14 protein-coding genes are annotated in these 17123 nt (G+C 33.2%); 5 read left to right on the top strand and 9 right to left on the bottom strand.

Going from position 1 to position 17123, the window contains the following annotated elements:
• Window positions 1-6: 6 nt before the first annotated feature.
• From FF125_RS02940 to FF125_RS02920, 5 genes are all read left to right on the top strand, one after another.
• Complete coding sequence (locus FF125_RS02940; RefSeq protein WP_138948375.1) at window positions 7-1119, top strand: SusE domain-containing protein; 1113 nt, start codon at window positions 7-9, stop codon at window positions 1117-1119.
• Window positions 1120-1177: 58 nt separating this feature from the next.
• The gene (locus FF125_RS02935) at window positions 1178-2341 is read left to right on the top strand and encodes a glycoside hydrolase family 76 protein (RefSeq protein ID WP_138948374.1); all 1164 of its coding nucleotides are present in this window, start codon (window positions 1178-1180) and stop codon (window positions 2339-2341) included.
• A gap of 5 nt (window positions 2342-2346) precedes the next feature.
• The gene (locus FF125_RS02930; RefSeq protein WP_138948373.1) at window positions 2347-3774 is read left to right on the top strand and encodes a glycoside hydrolase family 125 protein; all 1428 of its coding nucleotides are present in this window, start codon (window positions 2347-2349) and stop codon (window positions 3772-3774) included.
• Window positions 3775-3786: 12 nt separating this feature from the next.
• Entirely contained in the window at window positions 3787-5979 is a 2193-nt protein-coding gene (locus tag FF125_RS02925) for a GH92 family glycosyl hydrolase (protein WP_138948372.1), read from the top strand.
• A gap of 130 nt (window positions 5980-6109) precedes the next feature.
• Window positions 6110-6931: an alpha/beta hydrolase gene (locus FF125_RS02920; RefSeq protein ID WP_138948371.1), complete on the top strand. Its 822-nt coding sequence runs from the start codon at window positions 6110-6112 to the stop codon at window positions 6929-6931.
• A gap of 316 nt (window positions 6932-7247) precedes the next feature.
• Here the strand turns inward: FF125_RS02920 and FF125_RS02915 are convergent, their stop codons facing one another.
• From FF125_RS02915 to FF125_RS02875, 9 genes are all read right to left on the bottom strand, one after another.
• A complete protein-coding gene (locus FF125_RS02915; RefSeq protein WP_250629669.1) occupies window positions 7248-7691 on the bottom strand; it encodes an SDR family oxidoreductase in 444 nt (147 codons plus the stop codon).
• Window positions 7692-7773: 82 nt separating this feature from the next.
• On the bottom strand, window positions 7774-9354 hold the full coding sequence (locus FF125_RS02910) for a type IV secretory system conjugative DNA transfer family protein (protein WP_138948369.1): 1581 nt from the start codon (window positions 9352-9354) through the stop codon (window positions 7774-7776).
• 24 nt (window positions 9355-9378) lie between these two features.
• On the bottom strand, window positions 9379-10398 hold the full coding sequence (gene mobB, locus FF125_RS02905; protein WP_138948368.1) for a MobB family relaxase: 1020 nt from the start codon (window positions 10396-10398) through the stop codon (window positions 9379-9381).
• A 2-nt stretch (window positions 10399-10400) separates the two neighbouring features.
• The gene (locus FF125_RS02900; protein WP_317129657.1) at window positions 10401-10949 is read right to left on the bottom strand and encodes a BfmA/BtgA family mobilization protein; all 549 of its coding nucleotides are present in this window, start codon (window positions 10947-10949) and stop codon (window positions 10401-10403) included.
• Window positions 10950-11410: 461 nt separating this feature from the next.
• The gene (locus FF125_RS02895; protein ID WP_394344121.1) at window positions 11411-11863 is read right to left on the bottom strand and encodes a JAB domain-containing protein; all 453 of its coding nucleotides are present in this window, start codon (window positions 11861-11863) and stop codon (window positions 11411-11413) included.
• A 114-nt stretch (window positions 11864-11977) separates the two neighbouring features.
• Window positions 11978-12322 carry a single-stranded DNA-binding protein gene (locus FF125_RS02890; protein ID WP_138948366.1) on the bottom strand — a complete coding sequence of 115 codons (345 nt, stop codon included), beginning with the start codon at window positions 12320-12322 and terminating at the stop codon, window positions 11978-11980.
• A gap of 727 nt (window positions 12323-13049) precedes the next feature.
• Window positions 13050-14720, bottom strand: coding sequence for a sodium/sugar symporter (locus FF125_RS02885; RefSeq protein ID WP_138948365.1), 1671 nt, complete (start codon window positions 14718-14720; stop codon window positions 13050-13052).
• A gap of 12 nt (window positions 14721-14732) precedes the next feature.
• Entirely contained in the window at window positions 14733-15875 is a 1143-nt protein-coding gene (gene galK / locus FF125_RS02880) for a galactokinase (RefSeq protein ID WP_317129656.1), read from the bottom strand.
• Entirely contained in the window at window positions 15875-16891 is a 1017-nt protein-coding gene (locus FF125_RS02875; RefSeq protein WP_138948364.1) for a UDP-glucose--hexose-1-phosphate uridylyltransferase, read from the bottom strand. The genes galK and FF125_RS02875 overlap by 1 nt, the downstream gene beginning before the upstream one ends.
• Window positions 16892-17123 lie beyond the last annotated feature (232 nt).

The raw sequence follows: 17123 nt of genomic DNA, 5'->3' as shown, positions 1-17123 counted from the left end.
CAACAAATGAAAACAATATATTCAAAAATAATACTAATTGCACTTTCAATATTTGTAACTAGTTGTGATGACAATGAAACAATTTCCAACACTAATGTTTCTTCTGTAACTACTTTATATTCACCTACAGACAATTCATTCTTTAATCTAGGTGCTGCTAGCTCCGCTCTATTTGAATGGCAAGCAGCAAAAGCCGAAGACAATGGAGTGGTACTTTACGATGTCGTTTTTGATATTGAATCTGGTGATTTTTCAAACCCTATTTACGTAACACCCTCGGATGGTAAAGGACTTCAAAGAACTTTAAATATTTCTTTTACGGATTTAAATAGAATTGCAGAAATGGCTGGTATAGAATCTAAAAAAACGGGGAAATTAAAATGGACAGTACTGTCTTCAAAAGGGTTAGATATTCAAAAATCAGAAGTTTCAGGTATTTTTGATGTTGAACGCCCTGCTGGATTTCCAATGCCTGATGAACTTTTTATTTCAGGTTCAGCAACAGAAGGTGGTGCAGAAATTTCAACTGCCCTTCCATTCAAAAAAGTCGGAGCTACTAAATACGAAATTTATACTTCATTAAAATCAGGAGATTATCATTTAATAACAAGAAAAACAGACAATGCTCTTGTTTATTCAATCAATGATAGTGACCTAGAAGAAAACGGTTCTACTACATATACAGATGCTGAAAAAGTTTATAGAATCAAAATTGATTTCAGTGACGGCTCAGTAATAATGTCAGAAGTACAAAAAATTGATTTGTGGTTTCCCCCAAAAGGAGAACTATTATACGATTTCATTTATTCTGGCAATGGTACTTGGAAAGCTTCAAATGTGCTAATTGAATTTAAACAAGAAGGCTGGGGACGAGATGAGCGTTATAAATTTAAATTTACCATAGATGGTCAAGACGAATGGTTTGGCAGTGCAAATGGGGATAATCAACGTCCTAATGATGACACTTCAGAATCATTCTGGTATATGATGCCAGTAAGTGATGATTACTGGTCAAACTGTTTTAAATTTAATGGTAATGTTGATAATAAAAACGCTGATATTGAAGTCAACTTTAAAGCTTCAATTTCTAACTACACGCATAAAATAACAGCATTATAAATAACAATACCTCTTCTATTTTAAAATACACTTAGAAGAGGTATTTAAAAAACATATTATGAAGAATTATTTAATTACACAATATTTGACTGCCTTTATCATAGGTGTGTGTTTTTTAGGTTCGTGTTCAGATGAAGCAATTCCTTTAAGAGACCCATATGATAAAGAACCAATAGCGAAAATTGAATGGTCATTAGCCGCAGATTCTGTGCAAACTTCTTTCTACAACACCTATCTAGGATCTGAAGGCACCTATCAAGCAAATAGTGGTGGCAATACTTCATTTAATTATTGGCCGAATGCACATGTACTAAATGTACTAGTTGATGGATACCTTCGTACAGGTCACGGAGAATACCTCTCCAAAATGAAAAGTTTGATTAATGGAATCAAATCCAAAAATGGAGGGAGCTATTCAAATGTATTTAATGATGACATGTTATGGTTAGGTAATGCTGCAGTAAGAGCATACCAAGCCACTAATGATGAAGAATACAGATCACTAGCTGAATTACTATGGAACGATATCATTTTAAGTCATAGCGATGTTTTCGGTGGTGGAATTACTTGGAAAAAAAACACTCCAAAAGAAAAAAATGCCGTTTCAAATGGTCCAGCTATTATTTTGGCCATGCGACTTTACAATTTAGATAAAAATATAGAATATTTAGAATGGGCAAAGTCCATTTATGAATGGGAAAAATTAAATCTCGTAGATCCGATAACGGGATTAGTATGGGACAACATTTCTGAAAAAAATGGGGAAATTGTAACGAATAAAGATTGGATTTTTACATATAATGTGGGTACTTGGATTGGAGCTAATATAAGACTGTATAATGAAACAGGCGAACAGAAATATCTAAACGAAGCCCTAAAATCGGCTACTTCCATGATGAGCAGTCCAAAATTAACCTCTGAAGGCCTCATGAGAGATGAAGGTCAAGGTGACGGTGGTTTGTTTAAAGGAATTTTAGTTCGATATTTCACAGAATTAATCACCCTACAAAACATTAATGCGAATGAAAAAGAAGCCTTTGTTAGTTTCTTCAAATTTAATGCAACGACACTCTATAACAATGGAATAAAAAGACCTGAAATGTTAATAGGTCCTAACTGGAAAAAAGAACCCACCGATGTGGTTGATCTTACCACACAATTGAGTGGTATGATGCTTATTGAAGCGGCAGCAAAACTTGATAACGAAGGTATATTAAAATAAAAAAAATGCAAAGACGAAAATTTATTAGAAATACAGCATTAATGGGTGGATTAACAATGCTTGATCCATTTCAATTGACAGCAACCAATTCTTTAAAGAATTTCCCAATAGTTCGAACTCCAAAAAGACAACGAAATTTTGAAAGTAAATCTGTTGAAAGCGCCATTGAAGAATTCCAAAAAAATGTAAAAGATAAAGAGTTAGGGTGGTTATTCAACAATTGTTTTCCCAATACATTGGACACCACAGTAACTTTTACTAAAAAGAATAATAAGCCAGACACTTATGTTATTACCGGAGATATTGATGCCATGTGGTTACGTGACAGCTCCGCACAAGTTTGGCCATATATGGCTTTTCTAGATCAAGACAAAGACCTAAAAGATCTTATTGCAGGTGTTATCAATAGACAGACTCAATACATATTAAAAGACCCATATGCAAACGCATTTTATAATGACCCTAATAAAAAAGGGGAATGGACAACAGACCATACTAAAATGCTTCCAGGGGTGCACGAACGCAAATATGAAATTGATTCGTTATGTTATCCTATTAGATTAGGTTATAATTATTGGAAAACTACCGGTGATACAACCCCTTTTGACCAAGATTGGAAAAAGGCAATAAAAGCTACGTTAAAAGTTTTTATAGAACAACAAGAAAAGGATGGTTCAAACCCATATTCTTTTGAAAGAACAACCCCAAAAGGTACTGACACAAGAAATTTAAAAGGTTATGGATATCCGGTTAAACCGGTCGGCTTAATATGCTCTGCTTTTAGACCTAGTGATGATTCCACGCTATTTTCATTTTTAATACCCTCTAACTTTTTTGCTGTTGTTAGCTTAAGACAGGCTGCTGAAATGATTAAAAAAATTGAAGGTGATCATTCTTTGGCAAATGAACTAAATGAACTTGCTGATGAAGTTGAAACAGCCATAAAAAAACATGGTATTGTTAACCACCCTAAATATGGAGACATATACGCTTTTGAGGTTGATGGTTATGGAAACCATTTACTTATGGATGATGCAAATATCCCTAGCTTAATATCATTGCCTTATTTAGATGCCGTTGATAAAGACGACTGGGTATATCAAAACACAAGAGAGTTTGTTTGGTCTTTAGACAATCCTTTCTTTTTTAAAGGGAAAGCTGCCGAAGGTATTGGCGGACCACATGTAGGACTGAAAATGATATGGCCCATGGCTACAACTATGAGAGCACTTACAAGCACTGATCCTAATGAAATTAAAGAATGTATCAAAACTTTAAAAGCTACCCATGGTGAAACCGGTTTTATGCATGAAACCTTTCACGTTGATGATCCTAAGAACTTTACCAGATCTTGGTTTGCTTGGGCAAACACTCTTTTTGGTGAATTGCTTTGGAAAACTTATCAATCGCATCCAGAACTATTGGAAATTTAAACTCCTTTTTTTATGAAAAATACTAGATACGCTATTTTACTGGTTGTTATTTCTATATTATTTATTGGTTGTAAGGAAGAAGATAAAAAAAAATCTAAAATTGATAAAAAAACTATTAATCTAACATCTTACGTAAACCCATTTCATGGTACTGCCCCGCTTACTAGCCCAGAACATATTGGATATAATCCACCTAAAGATTGGCGGGTATGGGCGGGCCTTACTTTTCCTGGTTCTTCGTTACCTAATGCAATGGTTCAGGTAAGTCCCATTACAGAATATGGATCAGGAGCAGGGTACGAATATGAAGATACTGAAATTTTGGGATTTACTCATACTAATAAAGGACATTGGAATTTATGTAACATACCTATTTTACCACTATCTAAAAATGCACAATATCCCTTTAAATCGAAATTCTCACATGATAAAGAAAAAGCATCCCCAGCTTATTATGAAGTAGTTTTAGAAGATTATAATATTAAAACGAGACTCACTTCTACTTTGCGTGCCGCTATTCATGAATACACCTTTGAGGATACAGATGGTAAAAGGATACTTTTTGATTTAGGAAAAGCAAATAACAAGGTAGATAATTGGGATATTTCCCACACTGGAAAAAACACCATTGAAGGATTTCAAAAAATGGGTAAGGAAACAATTTATTTTTCTGTTAACCTAAGTACTGATATTGATCTTCTTGAAATTGTTAAAAAGGGTAAAAGAGAGGGGTATGCCATTCTAAATCTGACAGATACAAATGAACAAGTGATTATCCTAAAAATAGGAATATCCTTTGTCAATTCTAAAAATGCGGCTGAGAATATGAATAATGAAATTGGCACAAAAACCTTTGACATAACACATATTGAAGGCGAATCGATTTGGAACACATTTTTATCACAAATTGAAGTAAGTGGTGGCAGCGATAAGGAAATAGAATTATTTTATTCTACGCTATACCGTTCCGTATTATGGCCTGCCTTACGTAGTGACATCAACGGAGAATTTATTGATGTAACAGGTAAAACTCGGAAAGAAAATTTCAACTATTACACTATTCCATCTTTGTGGGATACTTATCGGAATAAATTAGTGTTATTAGCTTTATTACAACCTGAAGTAACCAATGATGTTATTAAAACTTTGATGGATATTGGTGAATTGACTGGTTATGTCCCAACTTTTTTTCACGGTGATCATGGGGCTTCATTCATTACTGGCTCTTATTTTAGAGGAATTAATGACTTTGATGTGAATAAAGCATATAAGTTATTACTTCAAAATGCTTATAAAGAAAGTGAAAATCGAGATGGTAGAGTTTGGTTAAAAGAATATATTGAAAAAGGTTATATCCCAGAGTCTAAAGTTGAAAATCCCATTGTAGAAACCGTTGATGCAGCAGGAGTTTCAAAAACATTGGAATATGCTTATGATGATTATGCCCTATCATTATTGGCTAAAGAATTAAAAGATACAATCCGTTATAACGATTTAACAAAAAGGTCTAAAAACTATAAAAACGTATTTGACATATCAACCAATTTTATGCGTGGAAGATTAGAAGATGGAGCTTGGGTGACGCCGTTTGATCCTCAATATCCATATTATGAATATATGTATCGAGAAGCGAATGCATGGCAAGTTTCTTTTTATGTACCACATGATATGATAGGATTGGTAGAACTTTATGGTGGTAAAGAAAAATTTGAACAAAAATTAGACTCTTTTTTTACGCTACCATGGAATCCAGAACATATAGCTCGAAATGTATCTAGTTTTATTGGTCAATATTGCCACGGAAACCAGCCAGATCATGAAGCTCCATTTTCTTACTATTTTATAGATAAGCCTGAAAAATCACAAATTATTATAGACAGAATTTTAAAAGATTTTTATGGCGTTGGAGAACACGGACTTGCTTATAGTGGTATGGATGACGCCGGTGAAATGTCTTCATGGTATGTATGTGCAGCCATGGGACTATACCCATTATCACCTGCCGACAGTAATTATCTAGTTTCTGTTCCTATTTTTGAAAAAATAAAATGGAATTTAAAAAATGGAAAAAATATAATAATCCAAAATCCAAATAAAGGTAGAAAACTAAAAAGCATTGAGGTCAATGGTGAAAAAATTAATAGCTATTTTGTTGATCATCTTATTTTTAAAGACGGAGGTATTATTAACATTGAAACAGAATAATACATGCTTTATTTATTTTTCATATTTATATTGAGTTAGTTAAGACTTGGTCTTCATATTGAGGGCCTTGTCTTTTCTTTTAAAATAATTAAATTTACACATCACAATAATTATATTAGAGGCCAATCACATGAATAAAATCTTCTTATACCTTCTGTTTTTTGTATTACCAATCACCGTTCTATCGCAAAACCTAGAATATAAACAGCTCAATAATATTTCATATTATGACACCAACCAACAAGACACTTACAAAAAAGAAAAATGTCTATTAGATATATATTATCCTAAATCAAAGAAAAAAGTACCTGTTATTATATGGTTTCATGGCGGTGGATTAACATCAGGTAATAAAGAAATACCTGAAGCGCTAAAAAACACAGGGTATTGTATTGTTGGAGTTGGTTATAGACTTTCACCAAAAGTAAAGGCTGAAAAAAGTATCGAAGATGCAACAGCAGCAGTGGCCTGGGTGTTAAAAAACATAGAACATTATAATGGTGATTCAGAAGCTGTTTTTGTCTCTGGACATTCTGCAGGTGGCTACCTTGCACTTATGACTGTAATGGATCAAAATCTTCTAAAAAAACACAAATTAGATACCAATACAATTGCGGGATTAATACCATTCAGTGGGCATACAATAACACACTTCACTATTAGAGCAGAACAAGGAATAAATGGTGAACAACCGATTGTTGATAGATTTGCTCCTTTATTTTATGTTCGAGGAGATGCCCCCCCTATTCTATTAATAACAGGTGATCGTGAATTAGAAATGTTAGGTAGATATGAAGAAAATGCTTACTTCTATCGAATGATGAAAGTGAATGGTCAAAAAAACATTTCATTATATGAAATGGATGGGTATGGTCATAATATGGGTTATCCCGCATTTCCTTTATTACTAAATTTTGTAAAAAAACAAACAAAGGATAAGAAATCCCATTAGCATAAAGTGCAAGAACCTTTTATTTAAGTGACCGAATTTTTAATTGCATTTAATATTATAAATTCAATTACTCCAAAGTGACCACTTAAAGATCCTCCTAATGATTGAACGACAATACTCATTATTATTCCAGTTGTGATAGGTGTTAATGAATAGATTACTTTTTTAAGATCTTCCCAAACATGTAAAAACTTAACCATGCCATTAAAAGTACCCAAGTTGGCCAACGCAATGAAAACGATATAAATACTGCGAATGCACTGAAAGCACCCATCGTTATTGGGGTACAAATTGATTCATGAAAATTAGTTTTAAATTACGCCATACCTCCGTTAGCTCCAATGCTTTGTCCATTAATCCATTTTGCATCATCACTTGCTAAAAAAGTAACTATTCTTGCAATTTCCTCTGGTGTTCCTAAGCGTTTGAATGCGTTTGTACTTGCAATTTGAGCAATTAATTCTTCAGATTTTCCTTTTAAAAACAAATCTGTACTTGTTGGTCCGGGTAATACACGGTTTACGTTAATACCTCTAAATCCAATTTCTTTCCCAAACACTTTACTCATTTGCTCTACTGCAGCTTTACTCGCAGAATAAATATCATACATTGGAAAAATGGTACGCGTAACGGTGGATGAAAAATTGATGATACTTCCATTTTCTGCTAATTTGTAGTTTCTAAGACTAATTCTAAATATAATAGAATAAATTGTATTATTAATTGTATATAAATCAAGAATTATTTTTAATTTTAACATATTCATCGATATATATAACAGTAGTAATTTATCAATTAAAAAATCTTTTTTCTATAAGATGTTGGTCTAAATTCCAATTGAGCTATTTGAAAATCGATTTTACCTCATTATGAATTTTTAAAAAATTCGCATCCAAGTCGTTGTGGTTGATTTTATTTATAGTGGGTAATTCTTTTTTAATTTTAGGATGTTTGAATTGTAACTTTTTGTCTTTACCATCAGCAAATACGATAAACTCCCCCTGCTTTAAACCATAAAAGGCATCTGCCCTTGTCTTGGCAACTTCTTTTTCACCATGAGTAACGCGAGTATCAAAATTTAGGTTATAACCCTTATTGATACTTCTTGTTTCTTTTTTTACGATCTCAAAAAAGCGTTCATAATACTTTGCCGTATCGGGATCATTGGCCTTACCAAAAAACTGGTAAGACAGATTACTTAAAATGGCACGGCTAGCTCGGTCTCCATACATCATATCGTTCTGTATTTTGTCTTGTAGTACGTAAAGCGTTATAATATCATAGCTTCTCAATGTAGCTGGAATCCGGTGCATATTTAGCAAACGAATGGTAGATGCTTCCTCTAATAAAACAAAAGAAGGGTTTTGACCCCGTTCGCTCATTTGTTTGGTGATGGTGTGCATTATAGTGGCGATGATAGGGGACAATGAAGATTCTTTTTTAGGATTGTTAACTATGGAAATAACCGCTGGATTTAAAGGATTGTTGACATCCAATGGGATATCATCTGCGGAAAGCACCATGAATATCTTTTTAGTACTTATTTTTTTAAAGGCATTGGCCAATGTGCTTTTAACTCCTGCCGTTTGTCTGTCCGAACCTACACCGCTTATAAAAGCATCTGCCATTCCCTTAGCCGTCAAATCTGCTTTTAAAAAAGTAATGAGTGCTTTTGTTTCCAAATGCTGGTATAAGGCAATTAAATGTGGAATGGTACAATAATCTTCGTAGTCTGTTTTGAGTCTCCATATCAAACCACCTATCAAACCTTCCACAGCGTCCTTAAAAAATCGGGAGGTACTGTTATTGTCAGATTCTTTCAATTCCAAAAGGTTCTCTAACAACACCCGTGAAATTTCATAGACACTTTCTTCATCTGGCAAATATCGAGGAGCGATGGGATTGATCCTATGATAAATAGGTTCAAAAGAAACAATATAAAAATTGTTACTGCTTTTTTGAAATATAGGATATGCCATTTCGGTAATTTCAAAATCTTTGTAATCGTGCATAACGCCACAAAAAGCGTTTTTACCAAAATGTTCTAAAAAATTATACACGACACTTTCCGTTTTACCGCTACCCGCCGAACCAATAATAGAGATTCCTCTGCGGATGTTTTCCAATACAAAACGAGAGCCTTTTGTATTGAGTACTATCCTATATTTTTTATTTTTTTTGTCAGTTGTTTCATCTTTGACAACAAACACATATAACAACCCATTTAAGAACAAAAATGGGATTGTAATATAAAGTAGCATCTTTAAAAAAGACGACAATTCCAGAGCGTAATATCCAATCAAAGACACACCGATTATACACAGGCACATCAGAAAAAAACCATAACGAACAAGCCTTATAATCAAATAGGACATGATACAGCCCAATGCAATAAAAAAAATCAACCTATACATTTCTTCCATAATTAATATTCTTACAAATTATTATTAAATCCCAATTGAACCAGAGTTTATCGCTTTTCCCACTCCTTTTTTAAGCTTCATAAATGCATTATATGCCAATTGCACTTTATTTGTAGGGATATTGGGAATGTTTACCCCTGCCTTATGCAGCAATTTAAAAGCCATTTGTTTTTCGGTTGATGGTAAACCGACCAGTGTGGCAAAAAACTTTTTAGGGTCTTTTATAAACATATTTTTCGCCTTATAGCTTTCAACAAAATTTCGATTGTAGCCAAAGGCAATATCAAATCTTTTTTCAGCGGCTTTATAAAATTTCTCTCTGTGAAAGCCCTGTTTAACTATTTTGCCATTCAGTACAGTTTCAGATTGTTTATATTTTGATCCAGGAGATAGGCTAAACGAATTGGTTCTATCCTTTCTGCTAACAACAATATGGATATGGGTCTGGTAGCCTTCCTTTCTCATCCCCCTAACAATACGTTTGCCTTGCTGTTGGTGTGGGGCTTCTTTTTCTAATTGGGCAATTTCTTTTTCCAGTTTTTTGATGTTACCTGTTATAGTACCTTGGTGGATATTTCTAATTTCATTTTTGAGTTGCAGAATTTTTGTGGCATAAGGTTGGTTTTCTTGTATCTTTTTATCTGTTCCCTTATAGGTGCGTTCATGTTCCAACTTTGCATAATATTTAATGTCGTCCACGGTAACTTTTTGATCCCTATAAAAGGAATCGGAATAATCCTTCATGATTTCCCTGACATATTTACGCAGTTGCTCAGAATTATTATTGATATGTTTTAACTCCCTTGGACTTGGACTGACCACCAAAGAATAAAATTTTGGGTCTTTTTGGGAAAGCTTGGCTGTATTTCCGTCAATTTCAGCAATAACACTTTCTGGACTTACCTTGTCATTATACTGGTCAAAAAAATGTTCCTGAAGCTCCAAACTTTTATCTTCATTTTCCTTTTTTAAATAATTGACAAAATCACTTACGCTTCCCTTATAATTCATTCCCAATTGTTGCTTGGTAATGGCGATATACATTTTTAGATATTTTGTAATGTTCTTTTTAATTTTACTAGTTCCGCTTCTGATAGCTCTAACTTCAAATAGTTTTTACCGAAACTGCTTTTTACTATTTTTACATTATCCAGTACATTGGAAAAATCCTGTTTTACTACATTCATTTTCTCGGTCAATCGTTCATATCGGATTTTGGGTACAGTCGTTTCTTCAATGGGTTTATTTTCTTTTATTGGCATATCGGTAAATTTCCTTTCAACCATTTCCGGTTCTTCTTTTGTTTGGACTAGGTTTTCTTCAAACAACGATAATAGCATGGCCGTTGTTGGTTTGGTCTGTTCTTTTTCTATGCTTTTCATAATGGCTATAGAGGCATTGGTACGTTTTCTATTTTTTACGATTTCCTGAACGATACTCTGTTCAAATCGGTCAGCCGGTAAAAAGCCATGCCATTCAAAAAAGTTGATGATAATCTCTAAGGTTTCAGAATAGGATTTTGACACCTTTTTGGAAAAGTGTTTGAACCGTGACAAGGTTTTTCTTTTTAACCGTACTGTATTAAAATCATCCATTTTTTAATTTGTTTCAATGTCTATTGTGACAATTTTTTTCAATGTTTCCAAGGCTTTGCGAAGAAATTGTTACAATTTGTTTTTCTGTCAAAAACTTTACATCTTCCAAAAACCCTTTAAACACAGTGCTTTGCGAAGCAAAATGAATCTGTAGCGGTGCTTTGCACGCTACCCTCTTGCTTTTCCATATTTTCTCCTATGGGAGCAAAATATTTCAAAAAACTGATTCTCATCAGTTTCTTTTTAAAGTTATTTTATTTACGTGTAAAATCAAAATGAAGATTATTTTCAAATGGTTTGTTTTGACTGTAATCCATATGATTTCATGAACTTTATCGTCTAAAGGCGTCATTTTTTTTAAAAAAAACTAAAAAAAAGTGCTTGAATGTTCCAAGTCTTTGTAATTCTTACATGTTAACTTTAATAAAAATTGAAAATTGCCAGTATGGGGTGTGTAGTAATTATAACATATTGTTATCCGCGAAACTATAAAATTGGCCACTAGGGCTAATTATGACATGGTCAAGTACTTTTACATCTAATAAAGTAGCCGCTGTTTTAATCTTTTGAGTGAGCTGTATGTCTGCTTCACTCGCTTTTAAGGAACCACTTGGATGGTTATGTGCTACAATAATTCCAACACTTAATGATTTTAAAACAATGGCAAAAAGAATACAAATATCAACTAAAGTTCCTGTTATTCCTCCGTTTGACAATTCATAAACTCCTTTAACCTTGTTTGAATTATTCAATAGTAATACCTTAAAAGTCTCATGTAAAGCTATGGTATTTTTGTCCCAATTATCAAAAAGCAAATTTCTCGCTTCAACTGAACCAGTAATCGCTTTAGAGTTTAATGTTGTGTTTCTCTCTATGTAACTTATTCGTATTTCATTAATTTTGACTTTATTCAAAGTTGAATCTTTATTTTGCGATTTGCACATCTTGGATTTCATGATTAATTTTTGAATTAGGTTAATAAAAAGAGGGCATAGCATTTGAGACGCATCCTCTTTATTTTTAATATATTACTTATTTGAATTTCCTTTTAACAAAAGAATTTCATTGACTATAATTTCCGTTACATACTGTTTTTCACCACCTTTGGATTCATAATTCCTCGTCTTTAATTTCCCAGCTATCCCAATTTTTTTGCCTTGATATACAAACTCTTCGATAATCCCCTCGATTTTACCCCAGGCTACGATTGAATGCCAATTTGTATCGGTTTGTTTTTCGCCCTTGTTATTTTTGTAGTTTTCATTGGTCGCCAATGATAAGCGAGCTACTTTTTTATCATTTTCAAGGTTTGTAATTATTGGTTTTTGTCCAACATTTCCGATTAACTGTACGTGATTTTTAATTGTGCTCATAATAAATGATTTAAAAGATTAATAATCCCCATGTTGAATTAAATTGAATTGAATTTTAAGGGGGTCTGTATAATTTCTTTCGTGCATAGCACAATTGACGAAGTGGGTTTTGTCAAGACTTTTAGAAAAATAAATCAGGAGTGTCTGCCATGTAGTAAAATCCTTGGATTTTCAAGGAAGTAGAAACCGTTTTTTTTGTTAAAACTTTGTATAGTCTTTACAAGTTCCATAATAGCATTAGCAACTCTTTTTAAGTCATTAGTAAAGGGAGTGTACCGACAGTTAAACGGACAGAACAAATTGACTTAATTTAGAGTTGGTTATGCTATGCCTGTTTTTTGACACCCCAAAAAGCAGCAGAGGCTTCATCAATTATAAACCCCTTAGAATTCACAAGACGAACGCTTAATCAGAAAGAATCCTGATTAAAAAATTCAAAGTTTGACTTTTGATAAAAATAAAAATATATACCAAAATCAATTAGTAATGATAATTTGATAAGGTAAAATCTTCACTATTGATTATTAGTTGCTCTAGAATAATGTTCAAAGTAGCATTTCAATGGCATCACTATTCTAGAAATAGTGCGTAACAAAATATATGACTTTGATTTACTCATTAAAAAAAATTAGGTTTAACTATTTATCTATGTTTTTTTTAAAATCAATGAGTGACCAGCAGATTCCTTTAAATTAAAATCGGTCGGAATTCCATTCTTATTTAGTTGTTAAGGGTTCAAACAATACCAATTCCAGAATACAGAATACAATAAGACTAATATAATCATCACTATAAAGGCACCAATATTAAAGACCGGACTCGTTTTAAATAAGCCCTTTTTAATATCTATTCCTTTCTCATCATTTTTACCATGATGCTGTATTAAACTGGCTATAATTATAACTACCATCGTTAATATAAATGTATATCCCATTTGATCCATAAAAGGAACATCAACAAATAGAGAGCTTGTTGACCATCCATTTGGGCCTACTTTAAAATACATGGCAATAGGTATAGAAGATAACGCACCAATAATGGCCGCTTTGTTTGTTGTTTTTTTCCAGAATAAACCTAACATAAATACGGCTAAAATACCAGGACTTACAATACCCGTATATTCTTGAATAAATTGAAATGCCTGATCTAAATTACCCAATTGTGGAGCTAAAAGTGCTGCAATAAGTAAAGCAACTCCTGCAGATATTCTACCCATACCTACTGTACTCTTATCATTTGCATTTTTGTTGATATACTGCTTGTAAATGTCCATTGTAAAAATGGTTGACGTTGAATTTAACATCGAAGCCAACGATGATACGATAGCGGCAGCCAATGCTGCAAATGCCACACCTTTTAGCCCCGTTGGTAAAAATTGTAATAACCATGGATATGCTTTATCCGCTTGATCTAAAGTGGGTAAGTTTTTTAGCCCGGCATCACCAAGACTGGCCATAATTTCTGGGTCGTTTATCATTACATAGGCTGTAATACCTGGAATAACAACTATTAAGGGTATTATCAGTTTTAAAAACGCAGCTAATAAAATACCTTTTTGGGCTTCTTTTAAAGATTTAGCGGCCAACGTTCTTTGAATGATGTATTGGTTAAAACCCCAATAATACAAATTGGCAACCCACATTCCTCCTACTAAAACGGCAATACCTGGTAAGTTTTTAAATTCAGGATTTGATTTATCTAAGATCATTGCAAAACGATCAGGTACTTCTTCATAAACTCTGGTAAGTCCGGCTAAAAAACCGTTTCCACCAGAAACTGTATCCAAGGCTAAATAAGTAGTCACCAAGCCTCCTAAAATTAAAAACACAACTTGTATTACATCTGTCCATGCTACAGCAGATAATCCACCGTAAAGTGAATAGGCAGCCGCAAAAAGTGCAAGTCCCAACACGCCATAAACCATAGGTACGCCCATAATCGTTTCTAAGGCTAAAGCTCCTAAATACAATACTGTCGTTAAGTTGACAAACACATATAAAGCAATCCAAAATACCGCTAAAATGGTCTTAAGATTGGTAGAATACCTTTTTTCTACAAATTCGGGAATGGTATACAGACCCTTTTCAATAAAAATAGGTAAGAAATATTTACCCACAATTAATAAGGTCAATGCGGCCATCCATTCATATGAGGCAATAGCCAATCCAGAAGCAAATCCTGATCCTGACATCCCTATAAATTGTTCTGCGGAGATATTCGCAGCTATCAAAGAAGCTCCAATTGCCCACCATGGCAATGACTTACTCGCCAAAAAATAATCCTCAGCGTTCTTTTGATGTCCTTTTTTATCGCGTGATACCCATAAACCTACTCCTAAAATAAGTAGTGCATAGGTTATAAATATAAAATAATCCCAAAATCCGAAATGTGCTGTCATAATTGTATAAGTTTAAGTGGTTTTAATGCTAGTGCCTCCACAAGGCATCGCTTCAAAAGCCGTGAGTTTAATTTTGTATTTGTCAAAATAAGCTTTTGAAACTTCTTTGATAAAAGAGGCTACAGCATCTTGATGAATAATATTTATAGTACATCCACCAAAACCACCGCCCATCATTCTAGCCCCAATTACTTCGTCATAATTTCTAGAAAAATCAACTAGGAAATCTAATTCAGGGCAACTCACTTCATACAAATTTTGCAAGCCTTCATGCGTTTTATACATATTTTCACCGAGCTTATGTAAAAATGATTTTTTTAATGCTGCTACAGTGTTTAAAACACGTTCTTTTTCTTCAATAACATAAGTACATCTTTTGAAAATAACTTCAGAAAGTTCGTTTTTAAACTCGTTTAGCATAGTGCCAGAAACATCACGTAAAGAATGTACTTCTGGATATCTTTTCTTAATAATTTTCACACCTGCTTCACATTGACTTCTTCTTACATTATATTCTCCAGAAGCCAAATTATGTGACACATTTGTATTTAATAGTAAGATTTTAAAGGGTTCTATTTTAATAGGGACATATTCAAAATCTAAAGATTGGCAATCGAGAAGAATCACATGGTCTTTCTTGCTCATAACAGATGCAAATTGATCCATTATACCACATTTAGTTCCAACATAATTATGCTCTGCACGTTGAGACAATTCTACAATGGTTAGTTTTGATAACTTCAAATCAAACAATTCATTCAAGCCAAAAGCCAACCCACATTCTAAAGCTGCTGATGAACTGATTCCTGAACCAACAGGGATGTCACCATCTAATACACAGTTAAACCCTTGTAATTGATCAGAAAGTTGTTGTATTTCGTAAATAACCCCCAAGACATAATTTTCCCATTGCTTTTCACTTTTAGCTATTGCATTTAGCTCAAAACTAAAACCTGTATTGAAGTTGTTACTATGGATGTTACATGTGTTTAAACTTCCATTTTTATTAAATTTAAATTGAATTTTTTTATCAATAGCTGTCGGTAAAACAAAACCATGGTTATAGTCTGTGTGTTCTCCAATAATATTTATTCTTCCAGGAGAATCTATAATTAAATCCCAATTGCTTGCATTAAATTCTATGTCTTCCATCATTAAAGTGATTTTAATTTTTCAGCTGCTGATTCAGCGGTAATATCACGTTGAGCCATGGCAAACATTTCATAACCTACCATGAATTTTTTCACAGTTGCAGATCGTAATAAGGGCGGATAAAAACTCATATGCCAATGCCACTCTTTATAATAGGAACCATCTGTTGGTGCTTGATGTATCCCGGAAGAATATGGAAAAGAGGTGTCAAAAAGAGCGTCATATTTCTGTGTAAGTATTTTTAATTGCTCTGCAAAATCAACTTTTTCTTTATCAGTCAACCCTAATATATTTGCCATTTTCCGTTTTGGCACAATCATAGCTTCGTAAGGCCAAACGGCCCAAAAAGGAATTAGAGTTACAAAACTTTTATTTTGCGATATCACTCTAATATCTTCATTTAATTCTTGCTCTATATAATCTTGTAATAATCCCGAACCCGTTTTTTCTAAATAGTTCTTTTGTGAATTTGTCTTTTTTTCAACCTCCGTGGGTATCGAATGTTGCGCCCATACTTGCCCATGTGGATGCGGATTGCTACATCCCATAATGGCACCTTTATTTTCAAATATTTGCACATAGTTTATGTCTTTGGTATTCCCTAGTTCAGTAAACTCGTTTTGCCAAGTTTCAACTACGTAAACCAAATCAGCTATTTCCATATCTGGAATAGTTAGTGAATGATTCTGAGAAAAACAGATCACTTTAGAAATTCCTTTTTCACCTTCCGCAAGAAGTAACCCTTCTTTATATTCAAATAGAGGAGTGTCTTCTAGAAGAGCTCCAAAATCATTTTTAAAAACATAGGTGCTTTTATAATCAGGGTTCACCTCACCATTAATTCTAGTGTTAGTGGGGCAAAGGTAACATTCACGATCGTACGTAATCATATCCTTTTTTACATAGGCTTCAGTTTCACCTTGCCAAGGCCTTTTTGTTCTGTGCGGAGAAACCAACACCCATTCGCCTGTTAAAATATTATATCGACGATGAGGGTGTGTTTTAAATTGTGCTTGCATTGTTTACTATTATTATAAATATTCAAGTGAAGTAACTCTGTATTTCTATTTTAAGAATCAAATAATCTATTGATCAAAACTTGAAAAGAAATTGACATCTATTTTACTTAAATAAATTTATAATTATCCATTCTCATGTTATCCATTTTCGATTAAAAAAAATGAATATGGTTAATAATCTTGAATATCCCATGATGATGATGATGATGATGATGGAATATATAATTAATAG

The sequence above is a fragment of the Aureibaculum algae genome (assembly GCF_006065315.1).
Classification (GTDB): Bacteria; Bacteroidota; Bacteroidia; order Flavobacteriales; family Flavobacteriaceae; genus Aureibaculum; species Aureibaculum algae.
The sequence above is the reverse complement of the archived record's forward strand: the minus strand, read 5'-3'. Positions and strand labels throughout refer to the sequence as shown.

What these genes read in the sequence shown, in the direction of transcription:
- FF125_RS02940 (WP_138948375.1), top strand. Translation starts at nt 7, where the DNA reads ATGAAAACAATATATTCAAAAATAATACTAATTGCACTTTCAATATTT.
- FF125_RS02935 (WP_138948374.1), top strand. Translation starts at nt 1,178, where the DNA reads ATGAAGAATTATTTAATTACACAATATTTGACTGCCTTTATCATAGGT.
- FF125_RS02930 (WP_138948373.1), top strand. Translation starts at nt 2,347, where the DNA reads ATGCAAAGACGAAAATTTATTAGAAATACAGCATTAATGGGTGGATTA.
- FF125_RS02925 (WP_138948372.1), top strand. Translation starts at nt 3,787, where the DNA reads ATGAAAAATACTAGATACGCTATTTTACTGGTTGTTATTTCTATATTA.
- FF125_RS02920 (WP_138948371.1), top strand. Translation starts at nt 6,110, where the DNA reads ATGAATAAAATCTTCTTATACCTTCTGTTTTTTGTATTACCAATCACC.
- FF125_RS02915 (WP_250629669.1), bottom strand. Translation starts at nt 7,691, where the DNA reads ATGTTAAAATTAAAAATAATTCTTGATTTATATACAATTAATAATACA.
- FF125_RS02910 (WP_138948369.1), bottom strand. Translation starts at nt 9,354, where the DNA reads ATGGAAGAAATGTATAGGTTGATTTTTTTTATTGCATTGGGCTGTATC.
- mobB (WP_138948368.1), bottom strand. Translation starts at nt 10,398, where the DNA reads ATGTATATCGCCATTACCAAGCAACAATTGGGAATGAATTATAAGGGA.
- FF125_RS02900 (WP_317129657.1), bottom strand. Translation starts at nt 10,949, where the DNA reads ATGGATGATTTTAATACAGTACGGTTAAAAAGAAAAACCTTGTCACGG.
- FF125_RS02890 (WP_138948366.1), bottom strand. Translation starts at nt 12,322, where the DNA reads ATGAGCACAATTAAAAATCACGTACAGTTAATCGGAAATGTTGGACAA.
- FF125_RS02885 (WP_138948365.1), bottom strand. Translation starts at nt 14,720, where the DNA reads ATGACAGCACATTTCGGATTTTGGGATTATTTTATATTTATAACCTAT.
- galK (WP_317129656.1), bottom strand. Translation starts at nt 15,875, where the DNA reads ATGATGGAAGACATAGAATTTAATGCAAGCAATTGGGATTTAATTATA.
- FF125_RS02875 (WP_138948364.1), bottom strand. Translation starts at nt 16,891, where the DNA reads ATGCAAGCACAATTTAAAACACACCCTCATCGTCGATATAATATTTTA.